The organism is Ruegeria sp. CG11 (assembly GCF_056537245.1).
In genome coordinates, this window is record NZ_JBQFRE010000002.1 from 8,606 (window position 1) to 31,953 (window position 23,348).

The 23,348-nt window shown below is 62.6% G+C and carries 21 protein-coding genes; 18 read left to right on the top strand and 3 right to left on the bottom strand.

Annotated elements, in window-relative coordinates:
- The first annotated feature begins 2 nt into the window (after positions 1–2).
- Genes cobN through cobJ form a run of 5 tightly spaced genes read left to right on the top strand, consistent with a single transcriptional unit; the run spans position 3 to position 6,523 of the window.
- Positions 3–3,293, top strand: coding sequence for a cobaltochelatase subunit CobN (gene cobN, locus ACR0KW_RS06110; protein WP_480804206.1), 3,291 nt, complete (start codon positions 3–5; stop codon positions 3,291–3,293).
- Complete coding sequence (gene cobG / locus ACR0KW_RS06115) at positions 3,293–4,420, top strand: precorrin-3B synthase (RefSeq protein WP_480804207.1); 1,128 nt, start codon at positions 3,293–3,295, stop codon at positions 4,418–4,420. Before cobN ends, cobG begins: the two co-directional genes overlap by 1 nt.
- Positions 4,420–5,049, top strand: a complete 630-nt coding sequence (locus ACR0KW_RS06120) for a precorrin-8X methylmutase (protein ID WP_170325435.1) — start codon at positions 4,420–4,422, stop codon at positions 5,047–5,049. The genes cobG and ACR0KW_RS06120 overlap by 1 nt, the downstream gene beginning before the upstream one ends.
- On the top strand, positions 5,046–5,774 hold the full coding sequence (locus tag ACR0KW_RS06125) for a precorrin-2 C(20)-methyltransferase (protein WP_170325436.1): 729 nt from the start codon (positions 5,046–5,048) through the stop codon (positions 5,772–5,774). The genes ACR0KW_RS06120 and ACR0KW_RS06125 overlap by 4 nt, the downstream gene beginning before the upstream one ends.
- The gene (gene cobJ / locus ACR0KW_RS06130; RefSeq protein ID WP_480804208.1) at positions 5,771–6,523 is read left to right on the top strand and encodes a precorrin-3B C(17)-methyltransferase; all 753 of its coding nucleotides are present in this window, start codon (positions 5,771–5,773) and stop codon (positions 6,521–6,523) included. The genes ACR0KW_RS06125 and cobJ overlap by 4 nt, the downstream gene beginning before the upstream one ends.
- Here the strand turns inward: cobJ and ACR0KW_RS06135 are convergent.
- Complete coding sequence (locus tag ACR0KW_RS06135; protein ID WP_480804209.1) at positions 6,496–7,245, bottom strand: cobalt-precorrin-6A reductase; 750 nt, start codon at positions 7,243–7,245, stop codon at positions 6,496–6,498. The genes cobJ and ACR0KW_RS06135 overlap by 28 nt on opposite strands.
- Between ACR0KW_RS06135 and cbiE the strand changes: the two genes are divergently transcribed.
- The 13 genes from cbiE to mdoH all read left to right on the top strand — a co-directional run bounded on the left by cbiE (position 7,244) and on the right by mdoH (position 21,927).
- Positions 7,244–8,443 (top strand): precorrin-6y C5,15-methyltransferase (decarboxylating) subunit CbiE, encoded by a 1,200-nt coding sequence (cbiE, locus tag ACR0KW_RS06140; protein ID WP_480804210.1) that lies wholly within the window; start codon positions 7,244–7,246, stop codon positions 8,441–8,443. The genes ACR0KW_RS06135 and cbiE overlap by 2 nt on opposite strands.
- Positions 8,440–8,808 (top strand): cobalamin biosynthesis protein, encoded by a 369-nt coding sequence (locus ACR0KW_RS06145; protein ID WP_480804211.1) that lies wholly within the window; start codon positions 8,440–8,442, stop codon positions 8,806–8,808. The genes cbiE and ACR0KW_RS06145 overlap by 4 nt, the downstream gene beginning before the upstream one ends.
- Positions 8,805–9,599 carry a precorrin-4 C(11)-methyltransferase gene (gene cobM / locus ACR0KW_RS06150; protein ID WP_480804212.1) on the top strand — a complete coding sequence of 265 codons (795 nt, stop codon included), beginning with the start codon at positions 8,805–8,807 and terminating at the stop codon, positions 9,597–9,599. The genes ACR0KW_RS06145 and cobM overlap by 4 nt, the downstream gene beginning before the upstream one ends.
- On the top strand, positions 9,592–10,908 hold the full coding sequence (locus ACR0KW_RS06155; RefSeq protein ID WP_480804213.1) for a cobyrinic acid a,c-diamide synthase CobB: 1,317 nt from the start codon (positions 9,592–9,594) through the stop codon (positions 10,906–10,908). The genes cobM and ACR0KW_RS06155 overlap by 8 nt, the downstream gene beginning before the upstream one ends.
- On the top strand, positions 10,905–11,633 hold the full coding sequence (gene cobA / locus ACR0KW_RS06160; RefSeq protein ID WP_480804214.1) for a uroporphyrinogen-III C-methyltransferase: 729 nt from the start codon (positions 10,905–10,907) through the stop codon (positions 11,631–11,633). Before ACR0KW_RS06155 ends, cobA begins: the two co-directional genes overlap by 4 nt.
- Positions 11,626–12,372: a precorrin-6A synthase (deacetylating) gene (cobF, locus tag ACR0KW_RS06165; protein WP_480804215.1), complete on the top strand. Its 747-nt coding sequence runs from the start codon at positions 11,626–11,628 to the stop codon at positions 12,370–12,372. The genes cobA and cobF overlap by 8 nt, the downstream gene beginning before the upstream one ends.
- A gap of 61 nt (positions 12,373–12,433) precedes the next feature.
- Positions 12,434–12,892, top strand: a complete 459-nt coding sequence (locus tag ACR0KW_RS06170) for a DUF302 domain-containing protein (protein ID WP_480804216.1) — start codon at positions 12,434–12,436, stop codon at positions 12,890–12,892.
- Between the two features lie 79 nt (positions 12,893–12,971).
- On the top strand, positions 12,972–14,591 hold the full coding sequence (locus tag ACR0KW_RS06175; RefSeq protein WP_480804217.1) for a thiamine pyrophosphate-binding protein: 1,620 nt from the start codon (positions 12,972–12,974) through the stop codon (positions 14,589–14,591).
- A complete protein-coding gene (locus ACR0KW_RS06180) occupies positions 14,578–15,762 on the top strand; it encodes a CaiB/BaiF CoA transferase family protein (RefSeq protein WP_480804218.1) in 1,185 nt (394 codons plus the stop codon). The genes ACR0KW_RS06175 and ACR0KW_RS06180 overlap by 14 nt, the downstream gene beginning before the upstream one ends.
- A 181-nt stretch (positions 15,763–15,943) precedes the next feature.
- A complete protein-coding gene (locus ACR0KW_RS06185) occupies positions 15,944–17,314 on the top strand; it encodes a tetratricopeptide repeat protein (RefSeq protein ID WP_480804219.1) in 1,371 nt (456 codons plus the stop codon).
- A gap of 34 nt (positions 17,315–17,348) precedes the next feature.
- Positions 17,349–18,566 carry an OpgC family protein gene (locus ACR0KW_RS06190; protein WP_480804220.1) on the top strand — a complete coding sequence of 406 codons (1,218 nt, stop codon included), beginning with the start codon at positions 17,349–17,351 and terminating at the stop codon, positions 18,564–18,566.
- The gene (locus ACR0KW_RS06195; RefSeq protein ID WP_480804221.1) at positions 18,563–20,062 is read left to right on the top strand and encodes an OpgD/OpgG family glucan biosynthesis protein; all 1,500 of its coding nucleotides are present in this window, start codon (positions 18,563–18,565) and stop codon (positions 20,060–20,062) included. The genes ACR0KW_RS06190 and ACR0KW_RS06195 overlap by 4 nt, the downstream gene beginning before the upstream one ends.
- A complete protein-coding gene (mdoH, locus tag ACR0KW_RS06200) occupies positions 20,059–21,927 on the top strand; it encodes a glucans biosynthesis glucosyltransferase MdoH (RefSeq protein WP_480804222.1) in 1,869 nt (622 codons plus the stop codon). Before ACR0KW_RS06195 ends, mdoH begins: the two co-directional genes overlap by 4 nt.
- A gap of 97 nt (positions 21,928–22,024) precedes the next feature.
- Here the strand turns inward: mdoH and ACR0KW_RS06205 are convergent, their stop codons facing one another.
- Positions 22,025–22,849, bottom strand: a complete 825-nt coding sequence (locus ACR0KW_RS06205; protein ID WP_480804223.1) for a CE1 family esterase — start codon at positions 22,847–22,849, stop codon at positions 22,025–22,027.
- Positions 22,846–23,319 carry a rhodanese-like domain-containing protein gene (locus tag ACR0KW_RS06210; RefSeq protein WP_480804224.1) on the bottom strand — a complete coding sequence of 158 codons (474 nt, stop codon included), beginning with the start codon at positions 23,317–23,319 and terminating at the stop codon, positions 22,846–22,848. Before ACR0KW_RS06210 ends, ACR0KW_RS06205 begins: the two co-directional genes overlap by 4 nt.
- Positions 23,320–23,348 lie beyond the last annotated feature (29 nt).

Below are 23,348 nucleotides of genomic sequence, written 5' to 3' on the forward strand. Positions count from 1 at the left end.
CCATGCACGTCGTCTTCCGCGAAAGCCACGGGTTAGAAGAAACCGAAACCCCGACCGATCTGGGCCAGAGCCCGGCGGATCTGGTGGTGCTGTCCTTTTCCGACAGCGACCTTGGCGCTTTCGCGGCGGGCTGGCATCGCGGTGGCGGCCCCGAGGGGCGGATGCCGACGATGCGGCTGGCCAATCTGACGGCGCTGAAACATCCTCTGTCCGTCGACACCTATGTCGAGCAGACGCTGGAGGGCGCCAAAGGCATCCTGATCCGCCTGATCGGTGGTGTGCCTTACTGGTCCTATGGGTTGCAGCAAGTTCTGTCGCTGGCGCAGGCCAAGGGCATTGCGCTGGCCGTTCTGCCCGCGGATGGACGCGAGGACACGCGGCTGGATGACTATTCCACCCTGCCCGTCTCGACCCTGCGGCGGCTGGCGCATCTGTGCGACACCGGCGGAGAGGTTGCCGCACAAGCCGCGCTGGCGCAAATGGCGCTGGCAGCGGGTCTTTATGCTGGCCCGGTGATGGGGGCCAAAACCCTGCCCGAGTGTGGTGCATGGTGCCCGGATCGTGGCGTGATCCCAGCGGAGGCCGCCTTCTCAGGCGACGCGAAACGTATCCTCGTGACCTTCTATCGCGCCTATCTGACCTCGGCGGATACCGCCCCAGTCGCGGCCCTGATCCGCAGCTTGCGAGACCGCGGGTTCGAGGCTGTCGGCATGTTCGCCCCCTCTCTCAAAACGCCCGCAGCCGCCGAGTGGCTGCGCGAGAACATCGTCGCGTTGGAGCCCTCGGCGATCATCAACGCCACTTCTTTCTCGGGCAAAGGGGCGTCGGGCACCTCGCCACTGGACGCGGCCAATGTACCGGTGTTCCAGGTCGCCCTCGCCACCTCGCGCCGCAAAGCGTGGGCCGAGGCGGAACGTGGTCTCTCGCCCGCCGACCTCGCCATGCATGTGGTGTTGCCCGAGGTGGACGGGCGCATTTCGGCAGGCATCGCATCCTTCAAAGAACCCGGCAAGCGCGACCCGCATCTGGAATATTCCCGCTTTGCCCATCGAGCCGAACCCGAACGGATCGAAGCCATCATCGACCGCGTCACCGGCTGGCTGAGCCTGAACGACAAACCCAAGGCGGATCAGGTTCCCGCACTGGTTCTGTCCACCTACCCCGGCAAGGACTGGCAGATGGCCCATGCGGTGGGCCTGGACGCTTTGGCCTCGGCCGAGGCGATGCTGTCGGACCTGCAAGGCGAAGGCTATGACACTACGCCGGCAGAACCGATTGCTGAATCCCTGCTGAACGCGCGCCTTTCGTGGTCGCTGCAGGATTATCAGACCGCGTTGGCGGATTTGCCGGAGCAACTGCGCGCGGACCTGCACACGGTCTGGGGCAACGCCGAGGACGACCCAAACTTTTCGGATGGTGCATTCCACTTCACCGCGCTGCGCCGTGGCAAGGCCCTGATCGCCTTGCAGCCCGAGCGCGGAACGCCCGAGCTGCGCGATGACGACTATCACGACCTGTCGCGCACCCCGCGTCACAGCTATGTCGCCTTCTATCTGTGGCTCCGCAAAGGGCTGGGCGCGGATGCGCTGATCCATACCGGCGCACACGGAACTCTGGAATGGCTGCCGGGCAAATCGGTCGCCCTGTCCGCTGACTGCTGGCCTGAGGCGTTGATCCGCGATCTGCCGGTGATCTACCCCTTCATCGTCAACGACCCCGGCGAGGCCGCGCAGGCAAAGCGCCGGATCGGAGCCGTCACGCTGGGCCATATCCCGCCCGCGCTGAAGGAAAGCGGTACGCCGGATCGGATGGTGCGGTTGGAATCGCTGCTGGATGAGTTCTCGAACGCCGATGGGCTGGACCCCAAACGCCGCGACCGGCTGCAGGAAGACATCCGCGACGAGGCGCAAGCTATCGGGCTGGAAAGCGACCTTGGCCTAGATCAGGCCACCTGCACCGCCGAGGCGATCACCCGCATCGACCGTTTTGTCTGTGACATCAAGGAAAGCCAATTCGGCGACGGATTGCATGTCTATGGTCGCGTGCCCGAGGTAACGGGCAATTTTGACCCCGCGCCCTCGGCCCATGCCGAACGCAACGCCCTGATCGACGCGCTGGCCGGTAAACGGATCGAGGCCGGGCCGTCCGGCTCGCCCTATCGTGGGCGCTCGGATGTGCTGCCGACCGGGCGAAATCTCTACACCACCGACCCGCGTTCCGTGCCAACGCGTGCGGCCTATACCCAAGGCGTCAAGCTAGCCGAGGAACTGGTGCGCCGCCACCTGCAGGAAGAAGGCGATTACCCCAAAGGCCTGATCGTCGATCTGTGGGGCTCGGCCACCATGCGGACCGCTGGCGAAGAATTTGCCATGGCGCTGCACCTGTTGGGCGTAAAACCGGTTTGGGACAAAGGGTCCGAGCGGGTCTCGGGCATCGAAGTGCTGCCCATTACCGACCTCAGCCGCCCACGTCTGGACGTGACACTGCGCGTCTCGGGCCTGTTCCGCGACGTATTCCCGACGCTTTCGGCGCTGTTTGGTCAGGCCGTACGGGCGCTGTCCCAGCGCGATGAGGCCCCGGACTGGAACCCCTATGCCGGTCAGGTCCCCGCCGCCCGCGTCTATGGGCCGGCCCCCAGCAGCTATGGCCTGAACATGACCCATCTGTCCGAGACCTATACGGACGAGGCGCGCACGCAGGCCGGTGAGGCGTGGCTTGAGGCCAGCTCTTTCGCGTTGGAAGGCGAGCACATCGCTCAGGACAAAGACGGCATCACCCAGCGTGTCGCCAGTGCCGACAGTTTCGTGCACCTGCAGGACCTGACCGAGACCGACCTGCTGCTGGCCAATGACTATGCCACGCATGAGGCCGGGTTCGCCGCCGCAAAGAAGATTACAGGCGGCAGCGCGCAGCTGTATCATCTGGACAATACCAACCCGGAGAACCCGCGCGCCCGCACCTTGCCCGAAGAGATCAGCCGCGTCGTCCACGCCCGTGCTGCCAATCCCGGCTGGATCGCGGGTATGCAACGTCACGGATTCCGTGGCGCGGCCGAGATCGCGGCCACGCTGGATCACATGGCCTCGTTCGCGCATCTGTCCGGCACTGTCGCACCGCATCTGTTCGACCTCTACCACGATGCCACGCTGGGCAACGAAGAGGTCGATGCCTTCCTGCAAGAGGCCAACCCGCAGGCGCATCAGGCCATGCAGGACCGGTTCCGCGCGCTGTTGGAAGCCGGGCTTTGGAATACGCGCCGCAATTCGATCCGCGCCGATCTGGAGGGTCTGTGATGAGCGCCCCCGTTGTCCAGGGATGGTGCCCCGGCGCACATCGCCCGATGATGTCCGGAGACGGATTGGTTGTACGAGTACGGCCACGGCTGGCCCGGCTGAGCGCAGAGCAAGCGCTCGGTCTGTGTGAGCTAGCTGAACGGTTCGGCAACGGTACAATCGACCTGACCAACCGCGCCAACCTGCAATTGCGGGGGGTGAACGAGGCCGACCATCAACCCCTGCTGGCGGAACTCGCGGCACTGGACCTGTTGGATGCCGAACCCGGCATCGAAGTGCGGCGCAATACCCTTGTTTCGCCCCTGTACGAAACAGGCGATCTGACCGCGCGATTGGCACAAGAGCTTATCAATCGGCTGGGTGACCTGCCCGCCCTGCCAGCCAAATTCGGCTTTGCCATAGATACTGGTCCCGAACGTTTGCTGGCTGGTGACTCGGCAGATATCCGGCTTGAGACCGATGCCGCGGGTCTGATCCTGCGCGCCGACGGATGTGAAACAGGATGCCGCGTGTCGGAAGAGGACGCCGTCGACCGGGTGATCGCTCTGGCCGAGTGGTTCGCTGAACACTTCACACCCGAAACACGCCGCATGGCGCGGGTGGTTGCGGCGCAGGGCTTGCCGCAGAACTGGCTGGGCAGCACCCCGGGTCCCATCGGCACGCCATTGCAACCCGGCGCCTATGATCTGGGAGCCCTGTACGGCGCGGTCTTCGGCCAACTGCCTGCGCGGCGTCTGCACTCCCTGATCAAGGACTCGGGTGCCGCCGCCCTGCGCGTGACCCCGTGGCGGCTGATCCTGTTGGAAGGCGGGACAGCGATTCCTGCTTCGGCCTTTGTCACAGATGGTGCTGACCCGCTGATGACCACCGACGCCTGCCCCGGAGCGCCGTTCTGCCCTCAGGCGCAAGCGGAAACACGTAACATTGCCCGCGCATTGGCGCCGCGTGTCGCTGGCAGCCTGCACGTTTCCGGCTGCGCCAAGGGCTGCGCCCGGATGGGCGTGGCGGATGTCACTTTAGTCGGCCGTAACGGACGATTTGATCTTGTCAAACAAGGCCGCGCGGGGGATGAGCCCTGCCAGCACGGCCTGACCGAAGAAACACTTATGACCATGGACTTCACCTGATGCCCTATGAATACGAAACCGACGGCGCGGCGATCTATAAAGAGAGCTTTGCCACCATCCGGTCCGAGGCCGATCTGGCCCGGTTCGACGCCGACGAAGAGCAGGTCGCCGTCCGCATGATTCACGCCGCCGGGATGGTCGGGCTGGAAGAGTTCGTGCATTTCTCGCCGGGATTCGTGGCAACCGCCCGCACTGCGCTGGAAAACGGTGCGCCGATCCTGTGCGACGCGCGCATGGTCAGCGAAGGCGTAACCCGCTTTCGCCTGCCTTCCGACAACGAGGTGATCTGCACCCTGCATGACGAACGCGTGCGCCCGCTGGCCGCCGAGATGAGCAACACCCGCTCCGCTGCCGCGCTGGAACTGTGGCGCCCGCATCTGGAAGGCGCGCTGGTCGCCATCGGCAACGCGCCCACTGCCCTGTTCCACCTGTTGAACATGCTGGAAGATCCTGATTGCCCGCGCCCCGCCGCCATCATCGGCTGCCCGGTGGGCTTTGTCGGTGCGGTCGAATCCAAAGACGCCCTGTGGGAGGCGCAACCGGTGCCGTCCTGCATCGTCAAAGGCCGCCTGGGTGGCAGCGCCATCACCGTGGCCGCCGTCAACGCCATCGCGAGCCGCGCCGAATGAGCGCGGGCAAGATATACGGCGTCGGCCTCGGCCCCGGTGACCCGGACCTGATGAGCGTCCGCGCCGACCGCCTGCTGCGCAATGCGCGTCATGTGGCGTTCTTTCGCAAGCCGGGCCGCAGCGGTCAGGCGCGCAAAATCGTCAACGGCATGATCCCCGGTGACGCGGTTGAATTCCCGATGGAATACCCCGTCACCACAGAAATTCCGGTGACCGATCCGCGCTATAACGAGCTGCTTTCGGCCTTTTACAAGGACTGCGCCGCACATCTGAAAACCTTGTCTGATCAGGGTGAAGACGTTGTGGTTTTGTGTGAAGGCGACCCGTTCTTCTACGGCTCTTTCATGCATCTTTACAGCCGTTTGCGCGACGAAACTGATGTTGAGGTTGTACCCGCCATCACCGGCATGTCCGGCGCTTGGACAGCAACCGGCGACCCTATCACATGGGGCGACGATGTACTGACTGTGTTGGTCGGCACCCTGCCCGAGGAAACGTTGGCCGAGCGCATGGCGCAGACCGACGCTCTGGTCGTGATGAAGATCGGACGCAATATCGACAAGGTGAAACGGGCGCTGAAAACGGCCGGTCTTTATGATCGCGCCTGGATCGTGGAGTTCGCGCAAATGCCGAACCAGACCGTGACGAAACTGTCCGAGGCCTGTGAGAAGGTTACCCCCTATTTCTCGATCATCATCGTGCATGGTCAGGGGCGGCGGCCATGAGCGGCTGGGTCAAGATCGCGGGCCTCGGGCCCGGAAACGAAGACTTGGTGACGCCCGAAGTATCCGCTGCGCTGGCCGAGGCCACGGACCTCGTTGGCTACATCCCCTATGTCGCACGTGTTGCGGAACGCCCCGGCCTGACGCTGCACGCCAGTGACAACCGGGTCGAGATTGACCGCTCGCAGCACGCGCTGCAAATGGCCGCCGAGGGGAAACGGGTTGTTGTCGTTTCGTCCGGTGATCCCGGAGTGTTTGCGATGGCGGCGGCGGTATTCGAGGCGCTGGAGAACGGCCCCTCCGAGTGGCGTGACATTCCCATCGACGTCCTGCCTGGCATTACCGCGATGCTGGCGGCCTCGGCCCGGGCAGGCGCGCCTCTGGGGCATGATTTCTGCGCCATCAACCTCAGCGATAATCTGAAGCCCTGGTCGTTGATCGAGAAACGCCTGCGCCTTGCCGCACAGGGGGATTTCGCGATGGCGTTCTACAACCCGCGCTCGAAATCCCGCCCGGAAGGCTTCGTGAAGACGCTGGAAATTCTGCGTGAAGAATGCGAGCCCGAGCGCCTGATCCTGTTCGCCCGCGCCGTATCCCGAGCGGATGAAGCGATCCGGATTTCAACGCTGGCCGAAGCCACGCCGGACATGGCCGACATGCAGACCGTGGTCATTGTAGGTTCATCCCTGACCCGCGTGATCGAGCGGGACAGCACCCCGATCGTCTACACCCCGAGGTTCACGCCCGAATGAGCCAGCCAGTCCAGAACCTGTGCGACACTCGACAGCTCGGTCCGCTGCGGCAGATCCGGACGGTCGATCATCAGCACGGGCACGCCAAGCGCCCGTGCGGCGTCCAGCTTGGCGCGCGCGCCGGTGCCGCCCGCGTTCTTGGACACCACCAGCTCAATGCCGTGCTGCCGCATCAGCGCCTGGTCATCCGCAAAGGTGAACGGCCCGCGCGAGACAACAACATCGCAGTTCGGCAAAGGCAGCGCGCCCGGTTCATCGACAAGCCGCAGCAGATAATGGTGCTGGGGTTGGGCAGAAAAGTCCTCAAGATGCATCCGACCAACAGCCAGAAAGACGCGCTGCGGCGCACCGGACATCGCGGCGACCGCGCCGTCGATATCGGGGACGTGGTGCCATCGGTCGCCCTCTTGCGCCGTCCATGCCGGGCGGGTCAGCGCGGCCAATGTCACTCCGGCTTCGCGACACGCTGCGACGGCATTCCCGCTCATCTGCGCGGCAAAGGGGTGGGTGGCATCAACCACGTGGGTCACAGCTTGGTCGCGCAGGTAACGCGCCAACCCTTCAGCTCCGCCAAACCCGCCGACGCGTACCGGCAAAGGTTGCGGGCGTGGGTTTTCAACGCGACCTGCATAGGAATAAGTGGCTGGAATGCCCTGTTCGGCCACGGCTTTGGCCAGCGCGTTGGCCTCGGTCGTGCCACCAAGAATCAGGAGGTGTGTCATGCGTGAAGCTCCGTGGCTGACCGTTCTGGGCTTGGGCGAAGATGGACTGGATGGCCTGCCGCCCGCAAGCCGTCAAGTGCTGGAACGAGCTGAAATCATCATGGGCCCGCCACGCCACCTGTCGCTGGTGCCCGAGACCGGCGCACAACGCGTCGAATGGCCCGTCCCGTTTGCAGATGGCCTGCCGATTCTGACCGAATTTCGCGGGCGACCGACCGTTGTATTGGCGTCCGGCGACCCGTTCTGGTTCGGCGCAGGCTCGGTCATCGCACGCAATTTCGAGGCCGGGGAATGGGCAGCCCTGCCCGGTCAGTCGACCTTTTCTCTGGCCGCCGCTCGGCTGGGCTGGCCGCTGGAAAGCACGTTGACCTTTGGCCTGCACGCCGCGCCTTTGACCCGGCTGCGGCCACATCTGTCACCCGGCCTGCGTGCCATCCTGCTATTACGCAACGGCGCAGCGGTGGCGGAACTGGCGACTTATCTGACCGAGACCGGATTTGCAGACAGCGCTCTGCACGTGATGGAGGCCCTTGGCGGCCCCCGCGAACGCGCACGGACCGTGTCACTGACCGAGGCTCTGCTGAGCAGCTTTGACCATCCTGTCTGTGTCGGGCTTGAGGTCGCGGGCGAAGGGCGCGCTTTCCCGAAAGCCTCGGGCAAACCGGACGAGATTTTTGAAACCGACGGCCAGATCACCAAACGCCCGGTGCGCGCGCTGACGCTGTCGGCTCTGGCACCTCAGCGGGGCGAGCATCTGTGGGATATCGGCGGCGGTACTGGCTCGATTAGCATCGAATGGCTGATGTGCGACCCGACCTTGACCGCCACGACAATCGAACCCCGCGCAGATCGCGCCGAACGTATTCGCCGCAACGCCGATGCGCTGGGACAGGACCGTCTGAACGTGGTCCATGGTATCGCGCCTGATGCGCTGACCGGGCTCACCCCGCCGGATGTCGTCTTTATCGGCGGCGGGCTTAGCGCCAATCTGCTGGCATGGCTCCGCGACGCGCTGCCCGAAGGTACCCGGCTGGTCGCCAATGCGGTGACGCTGGAAAGCGAAGCGCTGCTTGCGCAATGGCACGAGCAATTGGGCGGTGAGCTGTTGCGGATTGAACTGGCACAGTCTGCGGCCCTAGGGCCCCGACGCGGCTGGAAGTCCGCCTACCCCGTCGTGCAATGGAGCGTCACCCTATGATCGTCGCGGGATTGGGATTTTCATCTAAGGCCACGGTGGACAGCCTGCAGGCGGCCTTCGATCGCGCCAGCGCGGGTCAGACCATCGACGCGCTGGCCACTGTCGCTGACAAAGAAGGCCACGCCGCACTGACCCAATTCGCAGCATCCACGGCCCTGCCCCTGCATTTCATTGCGCCCGCCGATCTGGCCGGGCAGCGCACCCTTACCTGCTCGAACCGCAGCCGCGCCACCTATGGCACCGGCAGTGTGGCCGAAGCATCCGCCCTTGCCGCCGCCGGCCCCGGCGCGCGGCTGACCTCACTCAGACATATCTCGGACGACCGGCTAGCAACCTGCGCCGTCGCCATCGGAGGACAATCATGACCGTTCATTTCATCGGTGCCGGACCGGGCGCTGCCGACCTGCTAACCCTGCGTGGGCGCGATATCATCGCCTCGTGCCCCGTGTGCCTGTACGCCGGATCGCTGGTGCCCGAGGAAATCCTGGGCCACTGCCCCGAGGGCGCAAAGATCATCAACACGGCGCCGATGGATCTGGACCAGATCATGGCCGAGATCGAGACCGCACATAAGGCCGGTCAGGATGTGGCCCGGCTGCATTCCGGTGATCTGTCGGTCTGGTCGGCGATGGGCGAGCAGATCCACCGTCTTAAAGAGATGGGCATCCCGGTCAGCGTAACACCGGGCGTGCCGTCATTCGCGGCTGCCGCGGCCTCGCTGGGAACCGAACTGACCCTGCCCGGGCTGGCGCAATCGGTGGTTCTGACCCGGACGCCGGGACGTGCGTCGTCAATGCCCGAGGGCGAAACGCTGGAAAACTTCGCCCGCACCGGGGCGACGCTGGCCATTCACCTGTCGATCGGCAATCTGGACAAGGTCATCGCCGACCTGACCCCGGCCTATGGCGCAGACTGTCCGGTTGCCGTCGTGTACCGTGCAAGCTGGCCGGATGAGCGGATCATCCGCGCCACATTGGCCACGCTGAAAGAATCGCTGGACGAGAGCATCTCGCGTACCGCACTGATCATGGTCGGGCCTGCGCTGGCCGGTGAAGGCTTTGACGAAAGCTGCCTGTATTCCAAGGATTACGACCGCCGCTATCGCCCGCAGAGCGCCGACAGCCCGTGGTCGAGCTGGAGCCACGGCGATGACTAACCCTCCGGGTCTTTTGATTTCCGCGCCCTCTTCGGGCACGGGTAAAACCACCGTCATGCTGGGCCTGTTGCGAGCGCTGGCCGAGGACGGGCTGGCCGTACAGCCGTTCAAGAGCGGACCGGACTATATCGATCCGGCCTTCCATCACGCGGCAGCGGGGCGGGCCTCGTTCAACCTCGACAGTTGGGCGATGGGTGATCCTTTGCTTGGTGCCATTTCAGCGCAGGCCGAAGGGGCTGATATCGTGGTCGCCGAAGGCTCGATGGGGCTGTTTGACGGCGTCGCCAAGCCTGGGGAACTAGGCCACGGATCGAGTGCTGAGACCGCGTTGCGGATGGGCTGGCCCGTGGTGCTGGTGCTGGATGTTGGTGGTCAGGCGCAATCGGCTGCGGCCACGGCGCTGGGGTTCCGGATGTATAACCCGGATCTGCCGTTCGCAGGTGTGATCCTGAACCGCTGTGCCAGCCCTCGGCACGAGCGCCTGACGCGGTTGGGGATGGAGCGTGCGGGCCTGCCGGTTCTGGGTGTGTTGCCCCGCCGTGGAGACCTGACCCTGCCCGAACGGCATTTGGGTCTGATCCAAGCGGTCGAGCACCCCGATCTGGAAAGCGCGATAGCCGGTTATGCGGCGTTTCTGCGCGAACATGTGGATCTGGAGGCGATCAAGGCGGCGGCTTCCTCAGGCCCTAAAGGGCCATCGTCAGCCGCGCTGCCGCGCCCTCCGGCGCAACGGATCGCGCTGGCTCGGGATGCCGCATTTTCCTTTACCTACCCGCATCTGCTGGAAGGCTGGCGCGCGGCGGGGGCAGAAATTCTGCCGTTTTCTCCGTTGGCGAATGAGGCCCCGGCAGCGGATGCCGATCTGGTCTGGTTGCCCGGTGGATACCCCGAATTGCACGCCGGGACGTTGGCTGCAGCCGAAACCTTTCTGACCGGATTGCGCGAGCACGCTGAAACCAAACCTGTTCATGGAGAGTGCGGCGGATACATGGCGCTGGGTCAGGCGCTGATCGACAAGGAAGGTGTTCAGCACCAAATGGCCGGTCTGTTGGGGCTGGTGACCTCGTATGAGAAGCGCAAATTCAACCTAGGTTATCGCAAGGCGGAACTGTTGGCGCCGATGCCCGGCTTTGCGTCCGGAGCGGCTCTGCGCGGGCATGAGTTCCACTATTCCTCGATTGTCGAACAACCTGATGCGCCGTTGGCGCGGGTCTTTGACGCCGAAGGGGCCGAGGGCCCGCAGACCGGATCGGTGCGTGGCAACGTCACCGGCACATTCTTTCACCTGATTGCGGAGGCCACGGCATGAGCGGTTTCGTTTCCTTTATCGGCTCTGGCCCCGGTGATCCGGAACTTCTGACACTGAAAGCGGTCGACCGGATGCAAAAGGCCGATGCGGTGCTATTTGACGACCTCAGCAGTGGCCCGATCTTGGGCCACGCGCGCGACGACACCGATCTGGTAGGCGTGGGCAAACGCGCCGGGCGCCCCTCGCCCAAGCAGGACCATGTCAGCCGCCTGTTGGTGGATTATGCCAAAACCGGTGCCCGCGTGGTGCGCTTGAAATCCGGCGATGGCGGGCTGTTCGGTCGGCTTGAAGAAGAGCTCGTCGCCCTGCGCGAAGCCGGTATCGAATACGAGATCATTCCCGGCATCCCCTCGGCCGTGGCGGCAGCGGCGGCGGCAGGTATCCCTCTGACGCGACGCTTGACCGCCCGTCGGGTGCAATTCGTCACTGGCCACGATGTCAGCGGCCAACTGCCCGATGACCTGAACCTGCCCGCTCTGGCCGATCCGGATGCGACAACAGTTGTATTCATGGGCAAGCGGACGTTCCCCCTCCTGGTCGAGACCCTGCACGCGCACGGCCTGCCGCTGGATACTCCCGCGCTGATGGCCGAGTCGGTTTCGACCCCTGACCAGAACCTGCGTCGCGCCACCATCGGCGCATTGTCGGAGCAACTGGCAACCGAGATTGGCACCGCACCGGCGCTGATCCTCTATGGCCCGCTGGCAGAGTTCGACGATGTATGACCTGACCCTGATTGGTATCGGCACCGGCAATCCGGATCACGTGACCTTTCAGGGCGCGCAGGCAATCCGCGATGCGGACCTGATCCTGATCCCCCGCAAGGGCGAGAACAAGGCCGATCTGGCCGGGCTGCGCGAAGAGATTATCGCGGCCGTAACAGACACACCGCCGCAGATTGCTTACTTTGACATCCCCAAGCGCCGCTCGGATGACGGTTACCTGCGTGGCGTGGATGAATGGCACGACGCAATTGCCCTGCGCTGGCACGAGGCGATCCAAGCCCACCCGGATGCGCAGCATGTGGCTTTGTTGATCTGGGGCGACCCATCGCTGTATGACAGCTCGCTGCGGATCGCCTCGCGGTTGGACCCGCAGCCGGAAACCCGAGTGATCCCTGGCATCACCGCGCTGCAGGCGCTGACGGCAGCCCATGCGATTCCGATCAACGATCTGGGCGCGCCTTATGTCGTCACCACCGGGCGTCGTATCCGGGATGAAGGCTGGCCTTTAAATGCCTCGAAAGTGGCGGTTATGCTGGACGGCGAATGCTCGTTCCAAAGCCTTGAGATGCAGGGCTATGACATCTGGTGGGGCGCCTATGTGGGCATGAAAGAGGAACTGCTGATCAAGGGACCTCTGACCGGCGTGGCGCAACAGATTCTGGACACGCGCGCCCGCGCGCGGGCCGATCATGGCTGGATCATGGATATTTATCTGCTGCAGAAACGCACAGAATTGTGAGTGCGCCGTATCCGGTTCTCTGTCATCAATAAGACCAGTTTTGGTGCTGGAGGTGACAAGAATGCGTGTTCTATGGGCGTTGCTTTGCTGTCTGACGCTGCCTGCCTGGGCCGAAGAACCCCTATCGGGCTGGGCGGTTTATCCAACTGACAAAAGCTACGAGGATCTCGTGGCCGACACCAAGGCTGCGGTGAAAGAAAACGGGTTGATCGTGGTCACACAGGCCGGGCCAACCAAGGCAGCGGCGGCGCGGGGCATCATCATTCCCGGCAATCTGGTGATTGGGGCCTTTAACAACGACTACGCGGTCCGCGTTCTGGAAACCTCGGTCCGGGCGATGATCGAGGCTCCGATCCGGTTCTATGTCACCGAAAACGAGGACGGCACCGCCACCCTGTCCTACAAAACGCCCAGCTTTGTGTTTGCGCCTTACGTCTATGAGGGTGGCGAACCGCTGAGCGACATTGCCTCTGAACTTGACACAAAGTTTCAGGCGGTTGCGGAATCCGCAGTCAAATAGTCACACTGACGTGAACCCGCTTGCGTCCGGGCGTGTCCTCCGCAATCTGCAATGCAGCAAAGAATTCGGAGTTTGACTGATGCAGGACCTGTCCCCCCGCGCGGCTGACCTTTTGGCACAACGTCTCTACGAGGCCGGGTGCCGCCACGCCTTTGGTATGCCCGGAGGTGAGGTTCTGACGCTGGTGGATGCGTTGACGCAGGCGGGGATCACCTTTCACCTGACCAAACACGAAAACGCCGCCGGGTTCATGGCCGAGGCCGTGCATCACCGCGACGGTGCGCCCGCGATTCTGGTGGCCACCCTAGGCCCCGGTGCGATGAATGGTATCAACGTAGTGGCCAATGCGTTGCAGGACCGTGTGCCGATGATCGTGCTGACCGGCTGCGTCGATGCGGATGAGGCGCTGACCTATACCCATCAGGTTATGGATCACGCGCAGGTCTATCGTTCGATCACCAAGGGCACGTTCACCCTGACCGCGCAGGGTGCGGATATCGTGGCGGATAAGGCCGTATCGCTGGCCAATCAGCCGCGCCCCGGTCCGGTGCATATCGACGTGCCGATCTCGGTCGCGGATACGCGTGTATCCGGAGTGAAGCGTCGCCGTCTGACCAAACCTGCAGCCGTCGCGCCCGAAGGAAATTGCGTTGAAAAAGCTCGCCGCTGGGTGGCCGAGGCCGAGCGTCCCATCGCGATTGTGGGTCTGGACGTGCTCTATGACGACTCGCGCAACGTGGTGCAGGCGTTTCTGGAACATTTCAACATTCCCTTCGTGACCACCTATAAAGCAAAGGGCGTGGTCCCCGAGGATCATCCCCTGTGCCTTGGCGGCGCGGGTCTGTCGCCACTGGCCGACAAACATCTGGTGCCCTTAGTTGAACAATCCGATCTGGTGCTTTGCCTAGGCTATGACCCGATCGAAATGCGCCCCGGCTGGCGCGAGATCTGGGACCCCGAGGAAAAGCGCGTCATCGATATCTCTGCCGTGGTCAACGATCACTATATGCATCAGGCCGGGCTGAATCTGGTGGCCCATACCGGTGCCACGCTGGAGGCCATTGCTAAGGGCAACCCTGCCCGCGCGACATGGTCGAGTGGTGAGCCCGCGCGAGTCAAGGCCTCGCTGGCGCAGGCCTTCCCTACCGATGACGAGTGGGGTCCTGCCGCTGTGATCGCCGAAACCCGCGCCGTCCTGCCGCCTGAAACACTGGCGACCGCTGATAGCGGTGCGCATCGCATCCTGCTGAGCCAGATGTGGGACTGCCACGAAGAACGCGGGCTGATCCAGTCCTCGGCTCTGTGCACCATGGGCTGCGCCGTTCCGATGGCAATCGGTCTGAAACTGGCTGAACCGGAACGTCTGGTGATCAGCTTTTCAGGCGATGCCGGGTTTCTGATGGTCGCCGGAGAGCTGTCGACCGCCGCTGAAATGGGCGGCAACCCGATCTTTCTGGTCTTTGTCGACGCCAGCCTTGCGCTGATCGAGTTGAAACAACGGCAGCGCCAGATGGGCAATATGGGCGTCGATTTCGACCGCCACGATTTTGCCGCCATGGGCCGGGCCTTTGGCGGCAACGGTCACACGGTCCGCAACCGCGCCGAACTGCGCGCCGCACTGGACGCCGCTGTTAAGGCCGATACATTCACCGTGATCGCCGCCGAGATTGACCGTGGAGGCTATGATGGCCGGATCTGAAGGACCGCTGAAGGGTATCAAAGTACTGGACCTCAGCCGCATTCTGGCCGGGCCGACCTGTACGCAGTTGCTCGGTGATCTGGGCGCAACTGTCATCAAGATCGAAAACCCAGCGACGGGCGGGGACGACACCCGGCAATGGGGCCCTCCGTATGTCGAGGACGCAGACGGCAACCGCTCGGACCTAAGCGCTTATTTCATGTCGACCAACCGGAACAAGAAATCGGTGGCCATCGACATCACCACGGCCGAGGGTCAGGCACAGATCAAACGACTGGCCTCGCACGCGGATATCCTGATCGAGAATTTCAAACCCGGCGGGCTGGCGAAATATGGGCTGGACTACGCGACCCTGTCGCCAGAGTTTCCCAGCCTCGTCTATTGCTCGATCTCGGGATATGGCCAGACCGGGCCGAACGCGTCCAAACCCGGATATGACCTGATGGCACAGGGCTATGGTGGGATCATGTCGCTGACCGGTGACGCTGACGGGGCCCCGATGAAGGTGGGCGTCGGCATCTCTGACGTGATGTGCGGGATGTACGCGACTGTCGGTATTCTGGCAGCGCTGCGCCACCGCGATCAGACCGGCGAAGGCCAGCAGATCGATCTTGCACTGGTCGATACGCAAGTGTCATGGCTGATCAACGAGGGTGTGAATTACCTGACCTCGGGCGAAGTCCCCCAACGGCGCGGCAACGGTCATCCCAATATCGTGCCCTATGACGTCTATGAAACCGCCGATGGTCACGTCATTCTGGCCGTAGGCAACGATGGCCAGTTCCGCCGTTTTTGTGAGTTCATCGGCCATCCGGAACTTGCCGACGACCCGCGCTTTGCCACCAATCCCGCGCGGCTGGAAAACCGCGACGCCCTAAACGCTGTGCTGCGCCCGGCGGTACAGACCTACGCCACAGCTACTGTCATCGCCGAGTTGGAGACCCGCAAAGTACCCGTCGGACCGGTGCAGACGCTGGACCAGGTTTTTGCCACAAACCAGGTCGCGGCTCGGCAAATGCAGATCGCCATGCAGGCCGCCCCGGGCGAGGTGAAATTGATCGGCAACCCGCTGAAACTATCCCGTACACCTGTAACATATCGCAGTGCGCCGCCCGTATTTGGGGCGGACACTCAGAGCGTTCTGAACGCTGAAAATCCATTCGAAGATTGAAACACAGCACCCATTTCGGCGGCATGTTGCTGAAACATGCCGTTGAATCGGCGGTTTTTTTCACGTTTTCCCCACACGGCATTTCACCAATTCGAGAGCAGCGGCGATACTGATACGACGCCGCCAAAGTCTCTGCTAAATCAGATATTGTACAAATTCATAATTGGATCGGATCGCTCCCATGAAACAAGATGTGTTCGGACAGATGAACACCCTCAACCAGCCCGCAAGCGTCGAGGCGTGGAATGGTGTTCTGCTTGGCTTCATGGCGCATTCGGCCAGCACGCCGCAGCATCTGGGCAAAGTGCTTGAGCTTGAGCCCGACTTTGCCCTGGGCCATGCGATCAAAGGTCTGTTCATGGTCCTGCTGGGTCGGCGTGAGATGACAGCAGTCGCGGTTGAGGCGTTGTCAGCCGCCAACGCAGCGGCAGAACAGCAGCCGGTTTCCGCGCGCGAGCAACTGTATATCGACGCGCTGGGTCTGTATCTGGCCGACCTGCCCTCGCAGGCAATTCAGAAGTTCGAAGAAATCCTGCGCGCCCATCCGCAGGATACGCTGGCAATGAAGCTCAGCCATGCGACACGGTTTGTTCTGGGTGACTCGGCCGGGATGCGCCGGTCGATCGAACGGGTCATGCCCGCCTATGCGCCCGATCACCCCGGTCGCGGCTATCTGCTGGGCTGTCATTCCTTCGCGCTGGAGGAAACCGGCGCTTATGAAAAGGCCGAGATCGCCGGACGCCAGGCCCTGTGGATGGTGTCGGACGACGCATGGGGCCTGCACGCAGTGGCCCACGTGCATGAGATGACGGGCAACGCACAGCTGGGTCTGGACTGGCTAGCCGGGCGCGAGGACGCTTGGACGCACTGTAACAATTTCCGCTATCACGTCTGGTGGCACAAAGCGCTGATGCATCTGGATCTGGGTCAGGTCGAACAGGTGATGGAGCTGTATGACAACTACATCCGTCAGGACAAAACCGACGACTACCGCGATATCTCGAACGCCACCTCGCTGCTGTCTCGGTTGGAGTTGGAAGGCATTGATGTCGGCAACCGTTGGGAAGAGTTGGCCGATCTCAGCGCAGCCCGGACCGAGGATGGTTGCCTGATTTTTGCCGATCTGCACTACCTTCTGGCCCTGACCGGGGACAACCGCACCGACGCGACAAACAAGATGCTGAAGCGTATCCAGAAGGACGCGCAGCGCAATCAGGGGGACACCCCGATCCGCATGTCCGATCCGGGCATTGCAGCCGCCAAAGGGCTTGAGGCCTTCGGTGAAGGCCTTTACGGTTCGGCATTCGACTTTTTATCGAGCGCCCGTAGTGGTATGCAGCTGGCAGGGGGCAGCCACGCCCAACGTGATGTATTCGAGCGCATCACAATTGATTCCGGCTTGCGCGCGGGCCGTCTGGATGCTGTAGAGCGCATCCTGGACGATCGCCGCGCCAAACGCGCCGGAGGCGAGGATAATTACGCTCTGGCGCGCCGCGCATTAATAGACGCGGCCCGCGATGACCGAGACGCACAAAGCGTTCCGGCTGAATAACAAAACAAAAAAGACCAAGAAGGACAGAATACGTATGGCGACAGCTTCGCCCGCTTCTGATTTTGCGCCTGTGGTGGCCTCGACGGCTGCCCCTGCGCGCACGCGTGACCCGCGGCTGGATTTCTATCGCGGCATCGCGATGTTCATCATTCTGATCGCGCATATCCCCAACGACCCGTGGGCCAAGTGGATACCGGCCCGCTTCGGGTTCTCGGACGCGACCGAAATTTTCGTGTTCTGCTCGGGCATGGCCTCGGCCATCGCATTTGGCGGTGCGTTTTTGCGCAAAGGCTGGTGGATGGGCACGGCCCGTGTCGCCTTCCGAATCTGGCAGGTCTACTGGGCGCATATTGCGCTGTTCTTCTTTGTCGCCATGACCATGGCGGCGCTGGATCAAAGCGGGCTGTTCGAGAAAAGCTACATCTCATCACTGAACCTTCAGCATTTCTTCAACGACCCGGCACCGCAAATCGTCGGGATGTTCACCCTGACCTATGTGCCGAACTACTTTGATATTCTGCCGATGTATCTGGTGGTTCTGGCGATGATGCCGCTGGTCATGGGCCTGTCTCGGATCGGGTTTTGGGCGGTTGCTTTGGCCTCAGTCACGTTGTGGCTGGTGGCGCAAACTGACGTTCTGGACTTGCCGGCCGAGCCGTGGTCGGACCGTCAGTGGTTCTTCAACCCCTTTGGCTGGCAGTTGCTGTTCTTCACCGGGTTCGCCTTCATGCGCGGCTGGATTCCTGCCCCTCCGGTATCGAAGACCCTGATCTGGGCGGCGACACTGTTTCTGATCTTCTCGATGCCATTTGGTTCGTGGAAAGTGTTCACCTGGATTAACGCGGCTGCCCCCGATCTGGCCGAGGAAATCCGCAAGGTCTGGCCGGTTACCAAGGAACTGCGTGACAAGACCGACTTTGGGCTGTTCCGTTACTTGCACTTCCTATCACTGGCCTATCTGGGCTGGGTCGTTGCCGGAGAGCACGGCCACCGCCTGATCGCCACCGGGCACGGAGCAGCCGCCAAGGTCTGGCAATTCCTGCTGACCGTGATCACCAAGGTCGGGCAGCAATCGCTGGCAGTGTTCGTGTTTTCCATGGCAGCAGCACGACTTATCGGCGTCGGACTGGATCTGAGTGGGCGGGATGTTGCCAGTGTGTTCGTCGCCAACATGATTGGATTTGCGATGATCATAGGCGTTGCTTACATGGCCGCTTGGTTCAAGTCACAACCTTGGAAGTCGAAAAAATGAATTTTACACGTCGCGCATTTCTGGCCTCGACTTCGGCGCTTGCCTTTGCGCCGGCCACGTTTGCCACCGGTGGGGAAACTCCGTTTGACCGCAACGACGTCATTGCAATGGCCCGGGAACTGGCCAGCCAGCCTTATGCTGAACGCGAGATGGTGCCGCAGGAATGGCAAGATCTGACGTATGAGCAATACCGCTCGATCCGGTTCCGTCTGGACCGCGCGCTTTGGTATGAGACCGAGACGCCTTTCAACGTCGATTTCTTCACCCCCGGCCTGTACTTCCCGCGTACGGTTAAGGTGATGACGGTCGAAAACGGGATGGCCTCGCCTGTCGCCTTTGACCTGAGCATGTTCGACAAATCCGAGGACGTGCCAGAATTGCCGATCGACGACACGCTGGGTTTTTCCGGCCTGCGCCTGCGCACCGAAATGCACCGACCCGGCAAGACCGACGAATTCTGCGTCTGGCAAGGAGCCAGCTATTTCCGCGCCATTGGCCTGCACGAAGTCTACGGCCTGTCCGCCCGCGGTCTGGCCCTGAAAACCGGCGACCCGGATGGCGAGGAATTTCCCGAATTCATCCGCTTTTGGCTGGAACGCCCGAAACCTGGTCAGCGTGAAATGGTGGTCCACGCGCTGATGGACAGCCCCAGCGTGACCGGTGCCTACCGGTTCAAAGTGACCGCCGGTGCAGATTGCGTGATGGATATCGAGGCCACTCTGTTCCCGCGCGAAGAGCTGACCCATGTCGGCATCGCGCCCGGCACCTCGATGTTCCTTTTCGATCAGACCAACCACAGCCGCTTCGACGATTTCCGCCCTGCTGTCCATGACAGCGACGGCCTGCTGATCCGCAACGGCGCCGGAGAGGTGCTGTGGCGTCCGCTTGCCAACCCCACGCAGTTGCAGTTTTCGTCCTTTGTCGACATGAACCCGCGCGGGTTTGGCCTGTTGCAGCGCAAGCGTGAGTTCTCGGACTACGCCGATCTTGAGGCGAATTACCACAAGCGCCCGGGCCTGTGGGTCGAACCCAACGGCGATTGGGGTAAAGGGGCCGTCACTCTGGTCGAGATTCCGGCCGATCAGGAAATCTATGACAACATCGTCGCCTATTGGCGCCCGATGGAACCCTATGCGGCAGGCAGTCAAGTCGATCTGTCCTATCGCCTGATCTGGGGCGAGGAACCCCAGCGCACGCCGATGCCGCGCGTGATCAATACCGCGATGGGCGACAACACCTTTGGCGAAGGCCGTCTGGCCGTCATCGACTTTGAGGAAAGCGAGTTGTTCGACGACCCCGAAGCGATGACGATCTTTGTCGACTCGCCCCATGCCGAAACATCCGAGGGCGTATTGCAACGCAACCCCGACACAGGCGGCCTGCGACTGGCATTTTCGTTCCAACCGGGCGACCGCAACCACGTGGAACTGCGCGCGCAGTTGCTGAAAGACAAACAACCGGCCTCTGAGGTCTGGCTTTATCGTTGGACCGCATGACCCAGGATTTGCACATCATGCCCCCCGAGGCACCCTTGGCCATGCCCGCGCAAGATTTCAGCGCTGATTTCCGGGATGCGCAGGTGCCATCGGGTCAGCGCCCCTCGGCCGGGTTCTGGCGTACATTGGCGTTTTCCCCGGCCATGGCGGCCACGCTGGGCCTGTTATGGGTCATGAGCGATTGGTTCGGCGCCGAAGGGATCAACCTGATCGAAGGCATCCTGCTGGCGCTGATCTCGTTCAACTTCTTCTGGATTTCCTTCACGGTCTGCACCGTGTTGCTGGGCATGGTGTCCCTGTCGCGGCAGGAGCAGCCGAAACGCGAAACTCGCCCGCAGCCGCTTCGCGTGGCACTGCTGACGCCGGTCTACAACGAAGTGCCGTGGAACGTGCTGGGCAACGCCCGCACGATGCTTGAAGATCTGCGTGCTCGGGGTGGTCAGCACCACTATGCCATGTTCATCCTGTCCGACACCCGCAATCCCGAAATTGCGGCGCAGGAGCAGGCCAGCGTCGAGGCCCTGCGCACCACCCTCGCCCCCGGTCTGGAGCTGTATTACCGTCGCCGAGCAGAAAACACCGACCGCAAGGTTGGCAATATCGCCGACTGGGTCAGCCGCTGGGGCGCTGATTGGGACGCAATGCTGGTACTGGATGCCGACAGCCTGATGACGGGTCGCGCGATCCTGCGCCTCACGGATTCGCTGGCGCGTGATCCCGGCGCCGGTCTGATCCAGAGCTACCCGCAACTGATCGGCGCACAATCGGTCTTTGCCCGGATGCAGCAGTTCGCCAATGGTGTTTACGGCATCGCCTTTGCCGAAGGTCTGGCCCGCTGGTGCGGTCAAGAAGGCAACTATTGGGGCCACAACGCTATCATCCGCACACGTGCCTTTGCCACAAGCGCAGGTCTGCCAAAGCTGCGGGCCTACAATGGTCAGGAAAAGCTGATCATGAGCCACGATTTTGTCGAAGCCGGTCTGTTGCGTCGCGCCGGTTGGGGCGTGCGGTTCCTGCCGCGTATTCGGGGCTCTTACGAAGAAACTCCGCCCACACTGATCGACCACGCCCTGCGCGACCGTCGCTGGTGCCAAGGCAACCTGCAGCACCTTAAACTGCTGGGCTCGACGGGTTTCCGCGCCGTGTCGCGCTTCCACATGTTCCATGGTGCGGTTGGATATCTGATGTCGCCGCTATGGTTCGCGCTGCTGGTGATGTGGGCACTGATCGGTCAGGGCGAGGATGCCTCGGTCCTGCATTATTTCAGCCCCGACAACCCGATGTTCCCGCAATGGCCTGAGATGTCGGAAACCCGCCACGTGCTGATCATTCTGGTGATGTACGCGATGTTGCTGGCCCCCAAGGTTCTGGGCGTTCTGGCCCTGCCCCTGAGCGGTGTGCGTTATGCCGAGTTCGGCGGCGGGTCCAAGTTCGTGACATCCTTCCTGGCCGAGGTGCTCCTGTCGATCCTCTACGCCCCGATCCTGATGGTACAGCAGATGATCGCTGTATTCCGCACAGCACTTGGCATTCAAAAGGGCTGGTCCCCGCAGGCCCGCGACGGTGGCACCTATAGCCTGCGCACCCTGATCCTTTGCCACACGCTGGAAACCATCAGCGGCGCCGCGCTGAGCGTCGGCATCCTGTCCGGTCTTGTCTCGGTCTGGCTGGCTCCGATCGCGATCAGCCTTGCGCTGGCGATACCACTGTCCGCGCTCAGCGGTGTCTCGGCTGGCGCGGCGCGGCTTATGGTCGGGATGCGTGAGGATTTCCGCGAGCCCGCAATCACCCGCTCGGCCCGGCGTCACCGGGATGAATTGAAGCGTCTGATCGAAGGTAAAGGCGTGATGACCCCTGCCGAATAATGCGCTTTGCGTTTCCTCTGAGGGTTGTCAAACGAATGCGCGGCCAATCTAAGTGAGAGGCCGCGCGCTTTTTAAGTCCAAACGCAAAGCGCCGGGATCAGCCGCCCGGCAAACCTTCGTACCAATCCACCATCATGTCAGCCCAGCCCTTGGGCACTCCATGACCACCGGGGAACAGCGCGAATTCCAGCGCGCTGCCTTCGGCGCATCCGGTCCAATAGCGGCGCATGAACTGGCCGGTGGTGGAAAACCCGCTGGGTTTGGTGTCAACGCACTCGTTGGCAACGCGCCAAATCTCCAGACCGGCAAAGATGTCGCCCTGATGGAACCGGCCACCGCCGAGCAGACGCCCCTCTAGCGGCACCACATTGTCGGTCCAGCCATGGGTGTGAAACAACCGCACAGGACCGTCGCAAGCCTCGGGATGCGGACGCCAGAATCCACCCGAGACGGGCACATAGGCTGAAAACGTATCCGGCGCGGCGCAGGCGAGGTAGTAGACCATGAACGCACCGGCAGAAAACCCGCCCAGAACAACCCTCTCGGAGTCGATCCCGAACCTTTCTTCCGCATCTTGAACGGTTTCGGTCAGAAACGCGGTCTCATCTCGCTCGCCAAATCCCGGATAGAAGTTCCAGCTTTTGATACCCTCGCGATTTGGTCGCTCAAGCCCTTCAGGTGCCATTACGGCATATCCGCGCGCCAGCAGGGGTTCGACCATACTGCGGTTTTTCATCGTCCCTGTACCGCTGCCGCCATAGCCGTGCAGGAACACGACCAGTGGTGGGTTTTCAACCTCGGGCAGTTCGATGTGGTAGCCACCCGATGCGGTTTCGCACATGCCTTCCTGATCGGCACAAGCGGCAAGACTTGCCTGCCCGGCCAGCACCAGCCCGGTTGCCAGCGTCAATTCACGGATCATCCAGTCTCTCCTGTATTGCGCTCAACCGGCAACCCGGCGCGCACCCATCCCGGCCCTGCGGCCGACCCCAACATACCCTCAGGCACATCTAAGATATTTGTAAACCCGGCCTCAGATAGCCGGTTGCTCAGACGGGCCGAACGCACCCCGCGGGCGCAGATCAGCGCAACCGGAATAGTACGGTCTCCGCCGGTCAGTTGCGCCAGCGTCTGCTCGAAATCATCGCGACGCATATCCAGCGGGTACGCTCCTTGGCCAACGCCCGTGACCTTCCATTCCCGCGGAGTTCGGATATCTACCAGCAAGACATCGCCCGACAGCGCCTGCTGATGGGCTTCCTCGACGCTCAGCTGGCCACCTGCATAATCCGGAGGGATCAGGCGATATTGCCGAATAGCGAAACCGGCGGTGACGACAGTGCCACCGCCCAACAAAACCCACCTTCGGGTTCGGTTCACCGTTTCTGCCATACAGCACCCTCCTGCGCAGACAGGCTGGT

Excerpts from the sequence above, each read along its gene's own strand:
- ACR0KW_RS06205 (WP_480804223.1), bottom strand. The coding sequence starts at position 22,849 with ATGATCCGTGAATTGACGCTGGCAACCGGGCTGGTGCTGGCCGGGCAG.
- ACR0KW_RS06170 (WP_480804216.1), top strand. The coding sequence starts at position 12,434 with ATGCGTGTTCTATGGGCGTTGCTTTGCTGTCTGACGCTGCCTGCCTGG.
- ACR0KW_RS06195 (WP_480804221.1), top strand. The coding sequence starts at position 18,563 with ATGAATTTTACACGTCGCGCATTTCTGGCCTCGACTTCGGCGCTTGCC.
- ACR0KW_RS06120 (WP_170325435.1), top strand. The coding sequence starts at position 4,420 with ATGCCCTATGAATACGAAACCGACGGCGCGGCGATCTATAAAGAGAGC.
- ACR0KW_RS06185 (WP_480804219.1), top strand. The coding sequence starts at position 15,944 with ATGAAACAAGATGTGTTCGGACAGATGAACACCCTCAACCAGCCCGCA.
- cobF (WP_480804215.1), top strand. The coding sequence starts at position 11,626 with ATGTATGACCTGACCCTGATTGGTATCGGCACCGGCAATCCGGATCAC.
- cbiE (WP_480804210.1), top strand. The coding sequence starts at position 7,244 with ATGCGTGAAGCTCCGTGGCTGACCGTTCTGGGCTTGGGCGAAGATGGA.
- cobA (WP_480804214.1), top strand. The coding sequence starts at position 10,905 with ATGAGCGGTTTCGTTTCCTTTATCGGCTCTGGCCCCGGTGATCCGGAA.
- cobM (WP_480804212.1), top strand. The coding sequence starts at position 8,805 with ATGACCGTTCATTTCATCGGTGCCGGACCGGGCGCTGCCGACCTGCTA.
- cobJ (WP_480804208.1), top strand. The coding sequence starts at position 5,771 with ATGAGCGGCTGGGTCAAGATCGCGGGCCTCGGGCCCGGAAACGAAGAC.
- ACR0KW_RS06210 (WP_480804224.1), bottom strand. The coding sequence starts at position 23,319 with ATGGCAGAAACGGTGAACCGAACCCGAAGGTGGGTTTTGTTGGGCGGT.
- ACR0KW_RS06135 (WP_480804209.1), bottom strand. The coding sequence starts at position 7,245 with ATGACACACCTCCTGATTCTTGGTGGCACGACCGAGGCCAACGCGCTG.
- ACR0KW_RS06180 (WP_480804218.1), top strand. The coding sequence starts at position 14,578 with ATGGCCGGATCTGAAGGACCGCTGAAGGGTATCAAAGTACTGGACCTC.
- ACR0KW_RS06145 (WP_480804211.1), top strand. The coding sequence starts at position 8,440 with ATGATCGTCGCGGGATTGGGATTTTCATCTAAGGCCACGGTGGACAGC.
- ACR0KW_RS06155 (WP_480804213.1), top strand. The coding sequence starts at position 9,592 with ATGACTAACCCTCCGGGTCTTTTGATTTCCGCGCCCTCTTCGGGCACG.
- cobG (WP_480804207.1), top strand. The coding sequence starts at position 3,293 with ATGAGCGCCCCCGTTGTCCAGGGATGGTGCCCCGGCGCACATCGCCCG.
- ACR0KW_RS06125 (WP_170325436.1), top strand. The coding sequence starts at position 5,046 with ATGAGCGCGGGCAAGATATACGGCGTCGGCCTCGGCCCCGGTGACCCG.
- ACR0KW_RS06175 (WP_480804217.1), top strand. The coding sequence starts at position 12,972 with ATGCAGGACCTGTCCCCCCGCGCGGCTGACCTTTTGGCACAACGTCTC.
- mdoH (WP_480804222.1), top strand. The coding sequence starts at position 20,059 with ATGACCCAGGATTTGCACATCATGCCCCCCGAGGCACCCTTGGCCATG.
- cobN (WP_480804206.1), top strand. The coding sequence starts at position 3 with ATGCACGTCGTCTTCCGCGAAAGCCACGGGTTAGAAGAAACCGAAACC.
- ACR0KW_RS06190 (WP_480804220.1), top strand. The coding sequence starts at position 17,349 with ATGGCGACAGCTTCGCCCGCTTCTGATTTTGCGCCTGTGGTGGCCTCG.